Source organism: Pseudomonas brassicacearum (assembly GCF_003732175.1).
In the GTDB taxonomy this organism is placed as follows: Bacteria; Pseudomonadota; Gammaproteobacteria; order Pseudomonadales; family Pseudomonadaceae; genus Aquipseudomonas; species Aquipseudomonas brassicacearum_G.
In genome coordinates this window covers 94015-109984 of the sequence record NZ_MOBI01000007.1, presented here as the reverse complement: position 1 = coordinate 109984, position 15970 = coordinate 94015, and the positions used below count along the sequence as shown (strand labels likewise).

16 protein-coding genes are annotated in these 15970 nt (G+C 60.1%); 4 read left to right on the top strand and 12 right to left on the bottom strand.

Annotated elements, in window-relative coordinates; all coding sequences use genetic code 11:
- Positions 1 to 5: 5 nt before the first annotated feature.
- From BK658_RS06725 to ribBA, 3 genes are all read right to left on the bottom strand, one after another.
- Positions 6 to 950: an ABC transporter permease gene (locus BK658_RS06725; RefSeq protein WP_185019794.1), complete on the bottom strand. Its 945-nt coding sequence runs from the start codon at positions 948 to 950 to the stop codon at positions 6 to 8.
- A complete protein-coding gene (locus BK658_RS06720) occupies positions 947 to 1972 on the bottom strand; it encodes an ABC transporter substrate-binding protein (protein ID WP_123581626.1) in 1026 nt (341 codons plus the stop codon). The genes BK658_RS06725 and BK658_RS06720 overlap by 4 nt, the downstream gene beginning before the upstream one ends.
- Positions 1973 to 2199: 227 nt before the next feature.
- Positions 2200 to 3309, bottom strand: a complete 1110-nt coding sequence (gene ribBA / locus BK658_RS06715) for a bifunctional 3,4-dihydroxy-2-butanone-4-phosphate synthase/GTP cyclohydrolase II (RefSeq protein WP_123581625.1) — start codon at positions 3307 to 3309, stop codon at positions 2200 to 2202.
- A 71-nt stretch (positions 3310 to 3380) separates the two neighbouring features.
- Between ribBA and BK658_RS06710 the strand changes: the two genes are divergently transcribed.
- On the top strand, positions 3381 to 3674 hold the full coding sequence (locus BK658_RS06710) for a DUF1330 domain-containing protein (RefSeq protein ID WP_123581624.1): 294 nt from the start codon (positions 3381 to 3383) through the stop codon (positions 3672 to 3674).
- Positions 3675 to 3680: 6 nt separating this feature from the next.
- Here BK658_RS06710 and BK658_RS06705 read toward each other — a convergent pair whose 3' ends face one another.
- The 8 genes from BK658_RS06705 to BK658_RS06665 all read right to left on the bottom strand — a co-directional run bounded on the left by BK658_RS06705 (position 3681) and on the right by BK658_RS06665 (position 10538).
- Positions 3681 to 4244: an NUDIX hydrolase gene (locus BK658_RS06705; RefSeq protein WP_019690464.1), complete on the bottom strand. Its 564-nt coding sequence runs from the start codon at positions 4242 to 4244 to the stop codon at positions 3681 to 3683.
- A gap of 2 nt (positions 4245 to 4246) precedes the next feature.
- On the bottom strand, positions 4247 to 4999 hold the full coding sequence (locus tag BK658_RS06700) for a GntR family transcriptional regulator (RefSeq protein WP_123581623.1): 753 nt from the start codon (positions 4997 to 4999) through the stop codon (positions 4247 to 4249).
- A gap of 85 nt (positions 5000 to 5084) precedes the next feature.
- Positions 5085 to 5474, bottom strand: coding sequence for a 4-carboxymuconolactone decarboxylase (gene pcaC, locus BK658_RS06695; RefSeq protein WP_123581622.1), 390 nt, complete (start codon positions 5472 to 5474; stop codon positions 5085 to 5087).
- On the bottom strand, positions 5471 to 6946 hold the full coding sequence (locus BK658_RS06690) for an NAD-dependent succinate-semialdehyde dehydrogenase (RefSeq protein ID WP_123581621.1): 1476 nt from the start codon (positions 6944 to 6946) through the stop codon (positions 5471 to 5473). Before BK658_RS06690 ends, pcaC begins: the two co-directional genes overlap by 4 nt.
- A 146-nt stretch (positions 6947 to 7092) precedes the next feature.
- A complete protein-coding gene (locus BK658_RS06680; protein WP_123581620.1) occupies positions 7093 to 7578 on the bottom strand; it encodes a flavin reductase family protein in 486 nt (161 codons plus the stop codon).
- Between the two features lie 12 nt (positions 7579 to 7590).
- The gene (locus BK658_RS06675) at positions 7591 to 9072 is read right to left on the bottom strand and encodes an aldehyde dehydrogenase (protein WP_123581619.1); all 1482 of its coding nucleotides are present in this window, start codon (positions 9070 to 9072) and stop codon (positions 7591 to 7593) included.
- Positions 9069 to 9902 carry an alpha/beta fold hydrolase gene (locus BK658_RS06670; protein ID WP_123581618.1) on the bottom strand — a complete coding sequence of 278 codons (834 nt, stop codon included), beginning with the start codon at positions 9900 to 9902 and terminating at the stop codon, positions 9069 to 9071. Before BK658_RS06670 ends, BK658_RS06675 begins: the two co-directional genes overlap by 4 nt.
- 45 nt (positions 9903 to 9947) lie before the next feature.
- On the bottom strand, positions 9948 to 10538 hold the full coding sequence (locus tag BK658_RS06665) for an amino acid synthesis family protein (protein ID WP_123581617.1): 591 nt from the start codon (positions 10536 to 10538) through the stop codon (positions 9948 to 9950).
- A gap of 906 nt (positions 10539 to 11444) precedes the next feature.
- Here BK658_RS06665 and BK658_RS06660 point away from each other — a divergent pair.
- The 3 genes from BK658_RS06660 to BK658_RS06650 are packed head-to-tail and all read left to right on the top strand — an operon-like array spanning position 11445 to position 14602.
- On the top strand, positions 11445 to 12854 hold the full coding sequence (locus BK658_RS06660; protein WP_123581616.1) for a circularly permuted type 2 ATP-grasp protein: 1410 nt from the start codon (positions 11445 to 11447) through the stop codon (positions 12852 to 12854).
- Positions 12855 to 12857: 3 nt separating this feature from the next.
- Positions 12858 to 13808 carry an alpha-E domain-containing protein gene (locus BK658_RS06655; protein WP_123581615.1) on the top strand — a complete coding sequence of 317 codons (951 nt, stop codon included), beginning with the start codon at positions 12858 to 12860 and terminating at the stop codon, positions 13806 to 13808.
- On the top strand, positions 13805 to 14602 hold the full coding sequence (locus BK658_RS06650) for a transglutaminase family protein (protein WP_123581614.1): 798 nt from the start codon (positions 13805 to 13807) through the stop codon (positions 14600 to 14602). The genes BK658_RS06655 and BK658_RS06650 overlap by 4 nt, the downstream gene beginning before the upstream one ends.
- A gap of 228 nt (positions 14603 to 14830) precedes the next feature.
- On the opposite strand, the gene BK658_RS06645 is transcribed toward BK658_RS06650, so the two are convergent.
- A complete protein-coding gene (locus tag BK658_RS06645) occupies positions 14831 to 15490 on the bottom strand; it encodes an MliC family protein (RefSeq protein ID WP_123581613.1) in 660 nt (219 codons plus the stop codon).
- Positions 15491 to 15970 lie beyond the last annotated feature (480 nt).

The following is a 15970-nucleotide window of genomic DNA, read 5'->3' as shown; positions in this document are numbered from 1 at the left end:
ACGGCTTACCTCGCGTTGCTGGCGCCAACCGGAGATTCCGGCTGGAGCTTCAGGTAGAAGTAGAACAACACCAGCGTGATCACGATCAGCAAGGCGGCGCCGGCACTGGCCAGGCCCCAATTGAGGAACGACTGCACCTGCTGAATGATGAATTCCGGCAGCATCATGTTTTGTGCGCCACCCAGCAGCGCCGGGGTGACGTAGTACCCAAGGGACATCACGAACACCATCAAACCGCCGGAGAACAGCCCCGGCCGGCACAGCGGTAGGAACACCCGGAAGAAGTTGGTCCACGGGCTGGCGCCGCAAATCGAACCGGCCTGCAGGATCATCGGGTCGATGGCCTGCATGGTCGCCTGCAATGGCAGCACGATGAACGGGATCATGATGTAGCTCATGCCGATCACCACACCGGTGAGGTTATGCACCATCTCCAGCGGCTGATCGATGATGCCCATCGCCATCAATGCCTTGTTGATCACCCCGGATGCTTGCAACAGCACCAGCCAGGAGTAGGTCCGTGCCAGGAGGCTGGTCCACATCGACAGCAGCACGATGTTCAGGATCCAGCGGCCCCAGCCACGGGGCACCAGCGTGATTGCCCAAGCCAAAGGAAAGCCCAGCAGCAGGCTGAACAGGGTCACCAGTCCAGCCACCGAGAAGGTATTGAGCAACACCCGCGCATACGCTGAGTTGGCGAACAGTTGCTCGTAGTTACCCAGGCCCGGGACCGGCTCAAGCACGCCACGCAACAACAGACCGATCAACGGCGCCAGAAAGAACAGGCCGAGGAACAGCAGGGCGGGGAGCAGATTACTTGCGCCACGCCAGCGCTGTGCCAGTGACGGGGATTGCTTCATCACAGCCGCCTTGCCAGGGGACGAGCCGGTAGCGTCAGAGACGCCCCCGGTCGCAATGGAGTGACGGGACGCAGTGGCCGTCATTTTCATTTGACTAGCCATTCGTTCCACCGTGTCGCGATGGCCGGACCGTTCTTGGCCCAGTACGCGAAATCAAGAGTGATCTGATCCTTAGCGTAGGCAGTCGGCAGGTTCGGGGCCAGCACCGAATCCAGGCGCGCCACGCTGTCGACGTTGACCGGCGCGTAGGCGGTCAGGTTGGAGAAGTCGGCCTGGCCTTTGGCGCCGCTGGCGGTGGCCAGGAACTTCATGGCCGCTGCCTTGTTTTTCGTGCCTTTTGGCACCACCAGAATGTCGGCCATGACCAGGTTCTGTTTCCAGCTCACGCCCACCGGTGCGCCATCTTCTTGCAGGGCGTGGATCCGACCGTTCCAGAACTGCCCCATGCTCGCTTCGCCAGAGGCCAGCAGTTGTTGCGATTGAGCACCGCCGCCCCACCAGACGATATCTTTCTTGATGGTGTCGAGTTTCTTGAAGGCACGATCCAGGTCCAGCGGATACAGCTTGTCGGCGGCTACACCGTCGGCCAGCAGGGCCAGTTCAAGCACACCCGGGCTCGGCCATTTGTAGAGGGCACGTTTGCCGGGATAGGTCTTGGTGTCGAACAGTGCGGACCAGTCCTGAGGTTTGCTGGCGCCGAGCTTGCTCTCGTTGTAGCCGAGGACGAAGGAGAAGAAGAACGAACCGACGCCGTAATCGGAGACAAACCGCGGGTCGATTTTATCGCGCTGGATCACCGAAAAATCGAGGGGTTCGAGCAAGCCTTCGGAGGCTGCGCGCAAGGCGAAGTCGGCTTCTACATCGACCACGTCCCATTGCACGTTGCCGCTTTCGACCATGGCTTTGAGTTTGCCGTAGTCGGTAGGGCCATCCTGAACCACGGTGATGCCGCTGGCCTTGCTGAACGGATCGGCCCAGGCCTGCTTCTGCGCATCCTGGGTGCTACCGCCCCAACTGACGAAGTTGACGCTTTCAGCCGCCATCAACGCCTGGCTGGTCACGCTAAGCAGTCCCGCAAAAAGTATTGCGGTTGCAGATTTGTTCAACACCATTTTCACGCCCTCATTGTTGTGTTTATGAGCGGGGCATTTGAGTGCCCGCCTATCGGGAGCAGTAGGTCCATCTGGTCAGTTACGACTGTCCGGTCTATGGAATATCATATTATGGTATTCCAAACTTTGTGCAAGCACTTTGCCTGACCGGCTATCAGCCAAAAGCGCTTTTTTTTCCATCAGGCCGCCGGGTAGCGGCCTACGCGGGTATAGCGACAAGCCCGGAATCATTCGGTGAAAGGGATGCTCTCCACCACTTCGAGGTCGTAACCGGTTAAGCCGGCGTACTTCAATGGTGGGCCGAGATGACGCAGCTTGCGCACACCAAGCTCCTGCAGAATCTGCGCCCCGGTGCCTACTTCAGAATAGATGCGCGATTGCGAACGGCTGAACTGTCTCGGTGCCTGGGTCAGCTGTGGCACGCGCTCAAGTAGCGCTTGGGACGATTCATGATTAGCCAGCACGACCACCACGCCGCGACCTTCTTCGGCCACCCGCTGCAACGCGGCCCACAACGTCCAGTTGGAGGGACCGCTGTATTGCGCGCCTACGAGATCGCGTAGCGGGTCGATCACATGCACACGCACCAGCGTCGGTTCGTCACGGCGTAACTCACCCATGACCATCGCCATGTGGACGCCGCCTTCGATGCGATCCTCAAAGGTGATCAGCCGGAAGGTGCCATGCACCGTAGGCAGTTCACGTTCACCGATACGCACCACGGTGCGTTCGGTGCTGAGGCGATAGTGGATCAGGTCGGCGATGGTGCCGATCCTGATCCCGTGCTTGCGCGCGAACACTTCCAGGTCCGGGCGGCGGGCCATAGTGCCGTCATCATTCATCACTTCGACAATCACCGAGGCGGGAGTGAAGCCGGCCAGGCGCGCCAGGTCGCAACCGGCCTCGGTATGACCGGCGCGGGTCAGCACGCCGCCTTCCTTGGCGCGCAAGGGAAAGATATGGCCGGGTTGCACAAGATCGGCAGGCCCGGCGTTGGCGGCAACTGCCGCCGCGACGGTGCGCGCCCGGTCGGCGGCGGAGATACCGGTGGTCACGCCAGTGGCGGCCTCGATAGACACGGTGAAGGCGGTGCTGAAGGCGCTGCCGTTGCTCGGCACCATCTGCTCCAGCCCGAGGCGTTGGCAGTGCTCGTCGGTCAAGGTCAGACAGATCAGGCCACGGGCTTCGCGAGCCATGAAGCTGATGGCCTCGGCGTTGCAACAGTCGGCGGCGAGCAGCAGGTCGCCTTCGTTTTCCCGATCCTCGTCATCGACCAGCAGCACCATTTTGCCGAGGCGATAATCTTCGATGATTTCTTTGATGCTGTTGAAGGCCATGCTGGAACTCTCAGTGTTTGGTGGGTATATTTATTGGTATACCATAATACAAATTCAGCCAAGAGGTCACTATGAAGGCGTACTGGATTGCACATGTGGATGTCACCGACCCCGATCAATACAGCCAATACACCCAGCGGGCACCGGCGGCTTTCGCGTTGTACGGTGGGCGGATGCTGGCCCGGGGCGGGCGCAGCGAAGCGCTGGAAGGTCGCCGCACGCCACAACGCAGCGTGGTCATCGAGTTCGATTCTTACGAGCAGGCGCTGGCCTGTTACCACAGTGAGCAGTATCAAGAGGCGAAACGGCACCGCGAGGGCGCGGCTCGGGCCGAGGTGATCATTGTCGAGGGCGTAGCGCCGTGAAGGCTGTCAGCGGATGAAGTGGATCTTGCCGGTGTCGTCGTTACCGATGTAGATGCCGTAGACCCCGGCCTGGCGTTCCTCGATATAGCGTTCGAGGATCTGCCGGATCGCCGGGTAGTAGATGCTGTCCCAAGGGATGTCCTCGGGCGCGAAGAATTTGTAGTCGAGGGTTTCCGGCCCGTACTGGCCGGTGATCTCCAGGGCGATGGCGCGGAAGATGATGTACACCTCGCTGATCTTCGGCACGCTGAAGATCGAGTAGGGCGAGAGGATTTCCGCGCGCACGCCGCTCTCTTCCCAGACTTCGCGAAGTGCTGCCTGCTCGGTGGTCTCGCCACCTTCCATAAAGCCCGCCGGCAAGGTCCAGGTGCCCGGACGCGGCGGGATGGCGCGCTGACACAGCAGGTACTTGCCGTCCTGCTCGATAATGCAGCCGGCAATGATTTTCGGATTGACGTAATGGATGTAGCCGCAACCGCGGCACATCAGGCGCTCGTGCGTATCGCCCGGCGGAAGCTGAGACCTGAGGTCATTGCCGCCGCACTTAGGACAAAAGCTCGGGCTGAACATGGTTAGCGACCTATGCGCGGTTCTTTGAGCGCGATGGGCAGGGTGATCTCCGGAATCACGCCGGTTTCTTCCTGCTTGCGCTTGAGGTAATCGAGGGCGACCTTGGCGGCGGCGCGCACGTGGTCGACACACGCCTGGTGAGCGGCCAACGGATCGCCGCTCTTGATCGCTTCGACCATGCGTTCCATTTCCTGGTTACTGCTGCTGCGACGGTTTTCCTGGGATACCGACGTCGCCCGCAGGTAGCTGATCCGTGCTTGCAACTGACGCAGCTGGGTGGCCGCGACATGGTTGCCGGAGCCTTCGAGCAGGACGTCGTAGAAACCCTGGACCGAGTCGATAACCTGTTGCAGTTCGCCTTCCTTGAGGGCCTTGCGGTTTTCCTCCAGGGCCTTTTCCAGGGCCTTGATGTTCTTGGCCTTGGCGCGCAGGGTGAACAGCTGAACGATCAGGCCTTCGAGCACGCAACGCAGCTCATAGATATCGACTGCATCGGCCAAGGTGATGATCGCGACCCGTGGGCCCTTGGCGTCGGCGAACTCCACCAGGCCTTCGGACTCCAGGTGACGCAAGGCTTCGCGTACAGACGTGCGGCTGACTCCCAGGCGATCGCACAGATCGCGCTCGACCAGACGGTCTCCCGGCATAAGCTGGAAGTTCATGATGGCGCTTCGCAGTTTATCCAGCACGATTTCGCGCAAGGTAACGGGGTTGCGATTGACCTTGAAGCTGTCGTCGAGTGGCAGGCGTTTCATGGGGTCCGCTCTGAGTGTGGCTGTCCATGCAAAAAGAGCACTTCGATCGAGGATCATCGTGCTCGGTCATCAAAACAGCCAAGGGTTAACTGGAGGCCTCGGCGTCGGCTTCGGCGAAGGCTTCACGGGCCAGCCGGAAGCTGTCTACGGCAGCGGGGACACCGCAATAAATACCGACCTGAAGCAGAATTTCGCGTATTTGTTCACGACTCAGCCCGTTACGCAAGGCGCCGCGCACATGCAGCTTGAGTTCGTGGGGCCGGTTGAGGGCCGAAATCATCGCCAAGTTTATCATGCTGCGCTCTTTAAGCGACAAACCCTCACGGCCCCAGACGTGGCCCCAGCAGTACTCGGTGACCAGCTCTTGCAGCGGCCGGGTGAAGTCGTCGGCGTTCTCGATCGAACGGTTCACATAGGCTTCGCCCAGCACCTGAGTACGGATTTTCAGCCCTTGTTCATATTTCTCGTTGTTCATCGCTGCGTGCTCCCGAAGTCTTCAAGTCCACCCATCAGGGTGTATTTGAGTTCCAGATAATCCTCGATGCCGTACTTGGAACCTTCACGGCCCAGGCCCGAGGATTTGATGCCACCAAACGGCGCGACCTCGGTGGAGATCAGCCCTTCGTTGATCCCGACCATGCCGTACTCCAGGGCTTCACTCATACGCCAGGCACGGCCCAGATCGCGGGTGTAGCAATAAGCGGCGAGGCCGAACTCGGTGTCGTTGGCCAGCTGTACAGCTTCGGCTTCCGTGTCGAAGCGGAACACCGCCGCCAGAGGGCCGAAGGTTTCTTCCTGGGCGACCTTCATCTGCGTGGTGACGCCGGCCAGTACCGTCGGCTGAAAGAACCCGTGCCCGAGTGCGTGACGCTCACCGCCGCAGAGCAGTTGGGCACCTTGGGCGAGCGCGTCCTGTACGTGATCTTCGACCTTGGCCACGGCGCGTTCGTTGATCAGCGGACCCTGATTCACGTTGGCGTCGAAACCGCTGCCGACGTGTAGTTGTTTTACGCGTTCGGCCAAGCGAGCAACAAAGGCGTCGTGAATACCGCGCTGGACCAGGAAGCGATTGACGCAGACGCAGGTTTGCCCGGCGTTGCGAAACTTGGCGATCAGCGCACCGTCCACCGCGCGCTCCAGGTCGGCGTCGTCGAACACGATGAAGGGAGCATTGCCCCCCAGTTCCAGCGAGACCTTCTTCAGCGTCGGCGCACACTGCGCCATCAACAGCTTGCCGATGGCGGTGGAACCGGTGAACGACAGTTTTCGCACCAAGGGACTGGCAGTCAGCTCAGCACCGATGGCCACCGCGTCACCTGTGATTACGTTGAAAATGCCCGGTGGAATGCCCGCCTGTTCGGCCAGCACCGCCATGGCCAGCGCCGAGAACGGGGTTTCCGGGGCCGGTTTGACGATGCACGGGCAACCGGCGGCCAACGCCGGACCGGCCTTGCGGGTGATCATCGCCGCCGGGAAATTCCACGGAGTGATGGCCGCAACCACGCCAATCGGCTCTTTGCTGACCACGATGCGCGCATCACCTTTGTGGCTGGGAATGGTGTCGCCGTAGATGCGTTTGGCCTCTTCGGCGAACCATTCGATGAAGCTTGCGGCGTAGAGGATTTCGCCCTTGGCTTCGGCCAGTGGCTTGCCCTGTTCAAGGGTGAGGATTTCGGCCAGGGCGTCGGCATGTTCGAGCATCAGTGTATGCCAGCGCTTGAGTGTCTGGCTGCGTTCTTTGGCCGTCAGCGAACGCCAGGCCGGCCAGGCCTTGTTGGCGGCGGCGATGGCTTGGCGAGCTTCGGTGGCACCAAGGTTCGGCACCCGGCCGATCAGTTCACCGTTGGCCGGGTTAAAGATGTCCTGACAGGCGCCATTCGGCGCATCCAGCCATTGGCCATCAACAAAGGCCTGCTGGCGGAATAGTTGCGAGGCTGCTGGGCTCATGCCGGCTCCTGAGAAAATGGGGGGCGTTTTGTGTGGGAGCGAGCTTGCTCGCGATAGCGGTGTGTCAGTCACATTGATATTGAATGTGCCGCCGTCATCGCGAGCAGGCTCGCTCCCACATGGACCTGCGCCCCTGAAAGTAAATATCAGGCCAGGGCGGGCAGGGGACCCAGCTTGCCTTTGTGGTAGATCATCGGCGTCACCGGTTGCTCGGGCAGAATCAGGTTCTTCACCGCACCAACGATGATGGCGTGATCACCGCCGTCGTATTCGCGCCACAGTTCGCACTCGATGATCGCCGTGGCGTTGTCCAGCAGCGGGTTGCCCAGCTCACTGAGGTGCCAGGCGATGCCTTTGGCCTTGTCTTTGCCTTTTCCGGCAAACGCATAGGCTTCGGCAGTCTGGTCGGCCGACAGCAAGTGAATCGCGAACTGCTTGCTGTCGCGCAGGATCGGGTAAGTGTCGGAGGCATAGTTGGGGCAGAACAGCACCAGCGCCGGATCAATCGACAGCGCACTGAAAGCGCTGGCGGTGATGCCGACGATGCCGCCGTCCGGGTCCAGGGTGGTGACCACTGTGACCCCGGAAGGGAACGAGCTCATGACGTCTTTGTAAATGCCGGGTTCGATCATGTCGGCGGTCTCCTAGCGCATCACGAAGGGATCAGGCATCGGTGCCTGAGAGAGGTTGATCCACACCGTTTTCAGCTCGGTGTAGGCCAGCACCGAATCGATGCCGCTTTCGCGTCCATAGCCGCTGTTCTTGAAGCCGCCGATCGGCGCCATGGCCGATACGGCACGGTAGGTGTTGACCCAGATAATCCCCGAACGCACGTCCCGGGCCAGGCGATGGGCACGACCCAGGTCGCGGGTCCAGATGCCGGCGGCGAGGCCGAACTGCGAGTCGTTGGCAATCGCCAGGGCTTCGGCTTCATCCTTGAAACGAATGACCGAAGCTACCGGACCGAAAACTTCTTCCTGCATGATCTTCATCGAGTTGCGGTCGCACTCGAACAAGGTCGGTTCGTAGAACCAGCCGTCACCCAGATTCTCTGGACGCTTGCCGCCCAGTCGCAAGCGAGCGCCTTCGGCGATGGCATCGGCTACCAGGCCTTCGACCACAGCCAGTTGTTGCACGGTGGCCATCGGGCCCATTTCACTCGCGTCATCCTGCGGGTTGCCGATGCGGATACGCTTGGCACGCTCCACCAGACGCGAGACGAACTCATCGTAGATTTCGTCCTGCACCAACAGCCGCGAGCCGGAGACGCAGCTCTGACCGGAGGCCGCGTAGATCCCGGCAATCGCACCGTTGATCGCGCTGTCGAGGTCGGCGTCGGCAAAAATGATGTTCGGCGATTTGCCGCCCAGCTCCAGCGACAGCTTGGCGAAGTTCTCGGCGCTGCTGCGCACCACATGCCGCGCCGTTGCGGCACCGCCGGTGAAGGCAATCTTGCGTACCAGTGGATGACGGGTCAGGGCCGCGCCGGTGCTGGGGCCGTAGCCAGTGACAACGTTGACTACGCCCGGAGGAATGCCGGCTTCCAGTGCCAGACGCGCCAACTCAAGAATGGTTGCGGAAGCATGTTCCGACGGTTTGATCACGATGGTGTTGCCTGCCGCCAGGGCCGGGGCCAGCTTGATCGCCGTCAGGTACAGCGGGCTGTTCCAGGGGATGATCGCCGCGACCACGCCCATGGCTTCGTGCACCGTGTAGGCAAACAGGTCCGGTTTGTCGAGGGGCAGGGTGCCGCCTTCGAGCTTGTCGGCCAGGCCTGCGGTGTAGTGGAAGAACTCCGGCAAATAGCCAACCTGGCCACGGGTTTCGCGAATCAGCTTGCCGTTGTCGCGGCTTTCCAGCTGCGCCAGTTGTTCCTTGTTTTCGGCGATCAGGTCGCCAAGCCGACGCAGCAATTTACCGCGAGCGGTGGCGCTGAGGCCGCGCCAGGCCGGGCTATCGAAAGCAGTCTGCGCCGCCTGTACGGCGCGCTCGACGTCGGCTTCGTCGGCATCGGGCAGCTCAGCCCAGGCCTGGGCCAGGGCCGGGTTCAGGCTTTCAAAGGTTTTACCGGACAGGGCATCGACCCATTCACCGCCGATGCACATCTGGAAGCGTGCGAGTGTCATGCAACGATCCCCTTTATTGGGTTTTGTCGGGTGTGCGCGGTGTCGAGAAACTCCAGCAACAGCTGGTTGACCAGGCGCGGCGATTCTACGGGCATCATATGCCGTTGCTCGGCGAGTACGGCCACGGTCGCGCCGGGAATTCGCTCGGCCAATTGCCGGGCCATTTCCGGTGTCGAGCCAGGGTCCAGTTCACCGGTGGCGATCAGTGTCGGCACCTGAATATTGGCCAGATCCTCGGCGCGGTACATGTCCTGGGTGGCGAACAGCTCATAAGTGGTCAGGTAACCCTGCGGGTCGTTATCTGCCAAGGTCTGGCGCAGGGCGGCAATCTGCGCCGGATTAGCCGCCTGGTATTCGCGGCTGAACCAGCGCGACAGTGCAGCTTCGGCATTGGCATCCGGTCCGTGCTCGGCAGCCTGGGCGGTGCGGGCAATCACCCCGGCGCGCTGTTCGGGGCTGCGATTGAACACGCTGTTGAGCACCACCAGGCCTTGCAGGCGTTGCGGGTAATGCAAGGCAAAAGCCCTCGCCACCAGCCCGCCCATGGAAAAACCGATGACCGTCGCCTGCGGCAATTGCAGATGGTCGAGCAGTTCCAGCAACTGATCGGCATAGCCGAGCAGGGGCGTACCGCTTTCCGGGCGCGGGCTGGCGCCGTGACCGAGCATGTCGTAGGTAATCACACGGTATTTAGTGGACAGGCCAACGACCTGGCCGCCCCACATTTCTTTGTTCAGGCCCACGCCGTGGATCAAGACCACGGGCTGGCCTTGGCCGGTCGCCAGGTAACTGGTGCCAGCCGGGGTGCTTTCAGCGGTGAGCCGAATCATGGAGCGCTCCTGCATGCCTTTTTGTTGTAGTGGCTCTCACCGGAATTACTGGGCCTTCTCGGCAGCCAGTTCTTCCAGATCGATGTAACGGTTGCCGATGCGTGGGTGCAGACGGCCGCCATCGGCACCCCCCAGGACCACGACGATTTCATCGGCGCGTGGTGCGTCTTCGATCTGCATTTCCAGGGTGATGTAGTGCGAGCGCAGCCCTTCGTCGTCCTTGTGCATCATCGGAATCTGGATCGAGGTGCCCGGACCGCCGCGTTTGTTGGTAAAGCTCAGGTAGCTCTTGGCTTTAACTGCTTCGCGGTAATGGTTGCCGAAGCGCAGGGTGTGGATGACGGCAGAGGCGTGCTCGATTTCGCCGTCGGCACCCACTACAGCCGCCTTGCCATAGGCTTCGATTTTTTCGGCACCGCCGATAATGCCCACCAGGCGTTCGACCATCAGTGCGCCGAGGTCCGAGCAATTGGCGCGAATTTCCGGCTTCAGGTCTTCGACAAAGCCGCGGCCCAGCCAGGGGTTTTTCATCACCACGGCCAGACCGACCATGGTCACCGGCTTGTCGGTGGCCTTGCCGCCTTCAATAAAGGTTTCTTCGACGTAGCTGACGATCTTGCGGATTTCGAAACTCATGAGCTGCTCCGTATGCGGGTTGAGAGGTGTCTGTGCGTATGATGGTATACCATAATATTGGTAGCGCAAGAGGCTGAAATGAGTTTCCGGCCAGAAGGCGATGAAAAGAGCGAAGGGCATCGGAGGCGGGTCTTGCGCTGTGTCGCAGGTACGGTGGAGATCGCTTGGAGACAAGGTTGATCTGTCGGATTGGATTGGAGGCTGCATCTGCCTGACAACGGGGGAGCTCGACGGCACTTGAACGCTCATTCAACTGAATACCGTCGTGCATCACTAGCGGGCACTTTAGTTCCATGCGCAGTCATGGAGTGCGTTTGTGTGCGCATTAATGGTGCAAGGATGCAATTCGATATACGGGTCTGAAGGATTGGTATTACAACGCTCATAAAAAAGAGTGAGTAAAAATTTCCCGTTTACAGGGCAATAAAGTCAACGTGTTTACCCAATGCACCGATTTTGTCCGCGCCAGAGTTGTGCAAACGGTAAGTTCAATAAACGTTTCAACTTGTTACGAGAAAAACACCGTAAAAATGAAAGAAAATGTCGCCTTGATATCATTGTTGAAGGCTTTTTCGATTTTTAACAGCCCTGGCGTTGCGTGGGCACAGCCCTTGCAAAAGCACTTTCAAACCATCGTAAGTGTGGTTTTTGCGTGAAAAGAAACTGGGGGCGTTACAAGTAGGAGCGCCAGTAAGCTAATCCGGAAACGGTCAGATCTCTGACGCCAGAATGCGTCAAGACGCTGTCGGAATCGTGAGCTTCCAGCTTCATAAAGGGACAGGAAGTTCACGATGCACACTGAGGTGCTTTACAGAAACAGTACTCACTAAAACAACGTAAGGCTTCATCTATTGAAATGACAAAGTTATAAAAAAATGCCGGCTGTATTGCGGCAAGGAGTGGGGTATGTCCCGAGCTTTTTTTAATGAAATGTATGATGCGAGTGGTGGCTGCCGCCCACATTACCAGGAGTTTTCGCGCTGGTTGGCGGACACGCCCCTGGAGCTGCTGGATCAGCGTCGTCGTGAAGCCGACCTGCTGTTCCATCGAGCCGGCATCACCTTCACGTTATATGGGGACGAGCAGGGCACCGAGCGGTTGATTCCGTTCGACATCATTCCACGCAGCATCAAGGCCAGCGAATGGCAGATGGTCGAGCGTGGCTGTATTCAGCGGGTCCAGGCCTTGAACATGTTCCTGGCCGATATCTATCACGGGCAACGGATTCTCAAGGAGGGCATTATTCCGGCCGAACAGGTGTTGGCCAACGAGGGTTATCAGGTCGCCATGCAGGGCCTGAATCTACACCGCGGCATCTATGCCCACATCTCCGGGGTCGACCTGGTGCGCGATGGCGACGGCAGTTACTACGTACTCGAAGACAATCTGCGCACGCCCAGCGGCGTCAGCTACATGCTCGAAGACCGCAAGATGATGATGCGCCTGTTTCCCGAGCTCTTCGCCGCCCAGCGTGTGGCGCCCATCGACCACTACCCGAACCTGCTGCTGGACACCCTGAAAAGCTCCAGCCCCCTGGACAACCCGACGACCGTGGTACTGACCCCGGGCCGCTTCAACAGCGCTTACTTCGAACACGCATTCCTGGCCCGTGAAATGGGCGTGGAACTGGTTGAAGGCGCCGATCTGTTCGTCCGCGACGATCATGTCTACATGCGCACCACCGCCGGCCCGAAACAGGTGGATGTGATTTATCGGCGCCTCGACGATGCGTTTCTCGACCCGCTGTCTTTCAATCCGGACTCCATGCTGGGCGTGCCCGGGCTGGTGACGGTTTATCGCGCAGGGAACGTGATCCTCGCCAATGCGATCGGAACGGGTGTGGCGGACGACAAGTCGATCTACCCCTATGTAGGCGACATGATTCGCTTCTACCTCGACGAGGAGCCAATCCTCAAGAACGTACCGACCTGGCAATGCCGTAAACCAGAAGAGCTGTCCTACGTGCTGGCCAATCTTCCCGAACTGGTGGTCAAGGAAACCCAGGGTTCCGGTGGCTACGGGATGCTGGTCGGCCCGGCGGCCACGGCGGCGGAAATCGAGGACTTCCGCGCGCGTCTCAAGGCACGCCCCGAAGCTTATATCGCCCAGCCGACGCTGTGCCTGTCCACGTGCCCGACCTTTGTCGAAAGCGGCATCGCCCCACGTCACATCGACCTGCGCCCGTTTGTGCTGTCGGGCCGTGAAACCCGCCTGGTTCCCGGCGGCCTGACCCGCGTGGCATTGCGCGAAGGCTCGCTGGTGGTGAATTCGTCCCAGGGCGGTGGCACCAAAGACACTTGGGTCGTGGAGGACTAAGACATGCTTTCAAGAACCGCTTCGGACCTCTACTGGATGTCCCGTTATCTGGAGCGCGCCGAAAACCTGGCGCGCATGCTCGAAGTCAGTTACTCACTGTCGCTGATGCCCCAGGCCGGGCGCACCGATGGCCATGCCGAGCTGTCGATGTCGCTGTTGGCCGCCGGCACGCTGGACGACTACAACCAGCGCTACGGCGAACTCAACACCGAACGCATGCTGCATTTTTTCGCGCTGGATGAAACCAACCCCGGCAGTATCTATTGCTGCCTGCAGGCGGCGCGGGCCAATGCCCACGCGGTGCGTGGACGGATCACCGCCGACATGTGGGAGAACATCAACGCCACGTGGCTGGAGATGCGCAACATCGCCCGCAATGGCCTGGGGCGTTATGGCATCAGCCATTTCTGCGAATGGGTCAAGGAGCGCTCGCACCTGTTCCGCGGGGCAACCTCCGGCACCATCATGCGCAACGATGCCTACTGCTTCATTCGACTGGGCACCTTTCTCGAACGCGCCGACAACACCCTGCGCCTGCTGGATGCGCGCTACGAAATGTACGGCGAGGAGTCGGAGGAGGTGAGCGACAACTCGGCCCGCGGCTACTACCAATGGAGCGCCTTGTTGCGTGCCTTGTCGTCCTTCGAGGCGTTCAACGAGATCTACCGCAATGCGCCGAACGCCGAGCAGGTCTCCGAGATGCTGTTGTTGCGCGCCGCCGTTCCGCGTTCGTTGCACGCCTGCATCGAGGAACTGGACCAGATCCTCGCCAGCCTGCCGGGCAGTAACGGGCGGGCAGCCCAGCGCTTGGCCGCCGAATTGAATGCGCGGCTGCGCTACACCGGGATCGACGAGATTCTCGGCTTCGGTCTGCACCTCTGGCTGACTGATTTCATCTCCCAGGTTCGCCATCTCGGCCAGACCGTCCACGAATCCTATCTGGAGGTCGTATGAAACTGTCCATACGCCACGACACCACCTACAGCTACACCGACGAAGTCTGCACCAGCATCCAGTTCCTGCGTTTGACGCCCAAGAACACCGAGCGCCAGCACATTCTGGAATGGCACCTGGAACTGCCGCGCCTGGTACGCAGCCAGCTCGATCCTTACGGCAACATCCTGCACGTATTGACGATGGATGAGCCCCACGGCGCCCTCGTGCTGACCGCCTATGGTCAGGTGGAAATCGACCAGATGCTGGAGGTGGAGCACGACAGTCAGTCGCCGTTGCCGTTCTTGCGCACCAGCCATCTGACCAAGGCTGACGACGCCCTCAATGCCTTTGCCATACAGCGGTGCGGCACGCGGCGTGATCGCGGGGCGTTGATTGACTTGATGCATGGCCTCGCCGAACACATGGTCTACAGCCCGGGCGCTACCGCGGTGGACACCACCGCAGCCGAAGCCTTTGCCGCCGGCGTCGGGGTCTGCCAGGACCATACCCATGCTTTCCTGGCCTGCGCTCGCAGCCTGGGCATTCCTGCGCGCTACGTCTCCGGTTATCTGTGCACAGAAGATGAAAGCCATCTGGCCAGTCATGCCTGGGCCGAAGCCTGGCTCGACGATGGTTGGTACAGCTTCGACGTCACCAACAGGTTGGCGCTGCCCGAGCGTCATCTGAAACTGGCGGTGGGCCTCGAGTACCTCGACGCTTGCCCGGTGCGCGGCATGCGTCGCGGGGGAGGGGCCGAGCACATGCTCGCGCGGGTCCAGGTGTCGTCCCAGGTGCAGGTTCAGCACCCGTAAAACTCACTCGCACCGTCACCATAACCGGCTATACCGTCTCCATGACGGTATGGCCGCTCATCATTCAGATCTTCGGTCAGCCAGCCGAGCCACCCCCGCACCTGCACCTTTCGCACGGACTCGCATATCGCTGTTTTTTGAGGGGCAGGTTAGTGGTGCGGGTTCTGTATCCTCGCCTTACTTCCTGATCCGGGTAACGGTCTCCAAACGACCGTTGTGCCAGAGCAATCAGCCGGCCGGCTCGGCCGTACAACTCATTTCCGTGGAGCCAGGCTTTTGGAAAAGGACCACGTTGTCGTTTTGCCAGAAGCTGTAATTCCCCTGTAAATCCTTGCCCGTGTATTGGGTTCCCGAATCACTCGGTACCTGGCTCAGGGTGATCGAAGTATTCGCCCATTTCAGGTACACGACACCAGGTTGCGTGCTGAAGAAGGTGGCGGTAATCAGCGCGTCAAACCCCGTACAACGAAAAGCCAGGGGACCTTCGGTGAGCCGGTCTGGATCCTTGGTTCTCACAATTTCCGAGCCTTGGCGTAGCTGGTGCGCGCGCGCGGCATAACTGCGGATCGTGCACGCCTTGGGCGCAGGCGCGGAGGCACACTGATTACGGGTCTCAATCCAGAACTGCTGGTCGATCATGACTTTGTCTGGAGGCGGTACTGAATGTTCATCCGTGAGCGCCAGGCGATAAAGACGCGTCAGTTCGATATCCATCTGTGCCAGTTGCGGATCGCGACAGATAAGCTTTTCGATGGATGCCCTTGCCTGGGCGCAGTCGAAACTGGTCTTGAAGATTGGCGAAGGAGGGGCCGCGTTCACACAGGTGCTTGTCGCCGCGCAGACGCTGGCAGCGAGCAGACAGGTGAAAAGGGCGGTGACCGTTTTCATGTTGGTTTCACCCGGATCATGACGTGATGCCACGGATTGCCGTGGGACCTGTCGATCCGTTGAACAGTTGCAGTGGGTGTATCGCAGTGTAAGGCAGTGCTCAAAACTTGCCACACCGCCCGGATGCACTTTTATAAAGCGTTATGCATAACCATCTGCACCAGTGGGAGACAGCGCAATGAACTTTCGACTCCATCCGCTCAAGCGTCTTGAGCTGTGACTCGTGCCAAAGCGCTTTCTTGAAAGTCTGCCGATCCCGCCGAAACTCGTTTGGATCGCAGTCGCCGCGACAATCTGCTACCACTCAGGAGCCTGGGTTCGTGCATAGGATGACCTTTCCTGCTGCCGACTGGCACAAAGGCTGCAAGGCTCGTATCAGGTTCATCTGGAACGGATTCCTGTGGACAGCCCCCCTCGGTCAACGATGATCGATTGGCCGAACAGGTCATGGGCAACGTCGGTGCATCAGGTATGGACGTC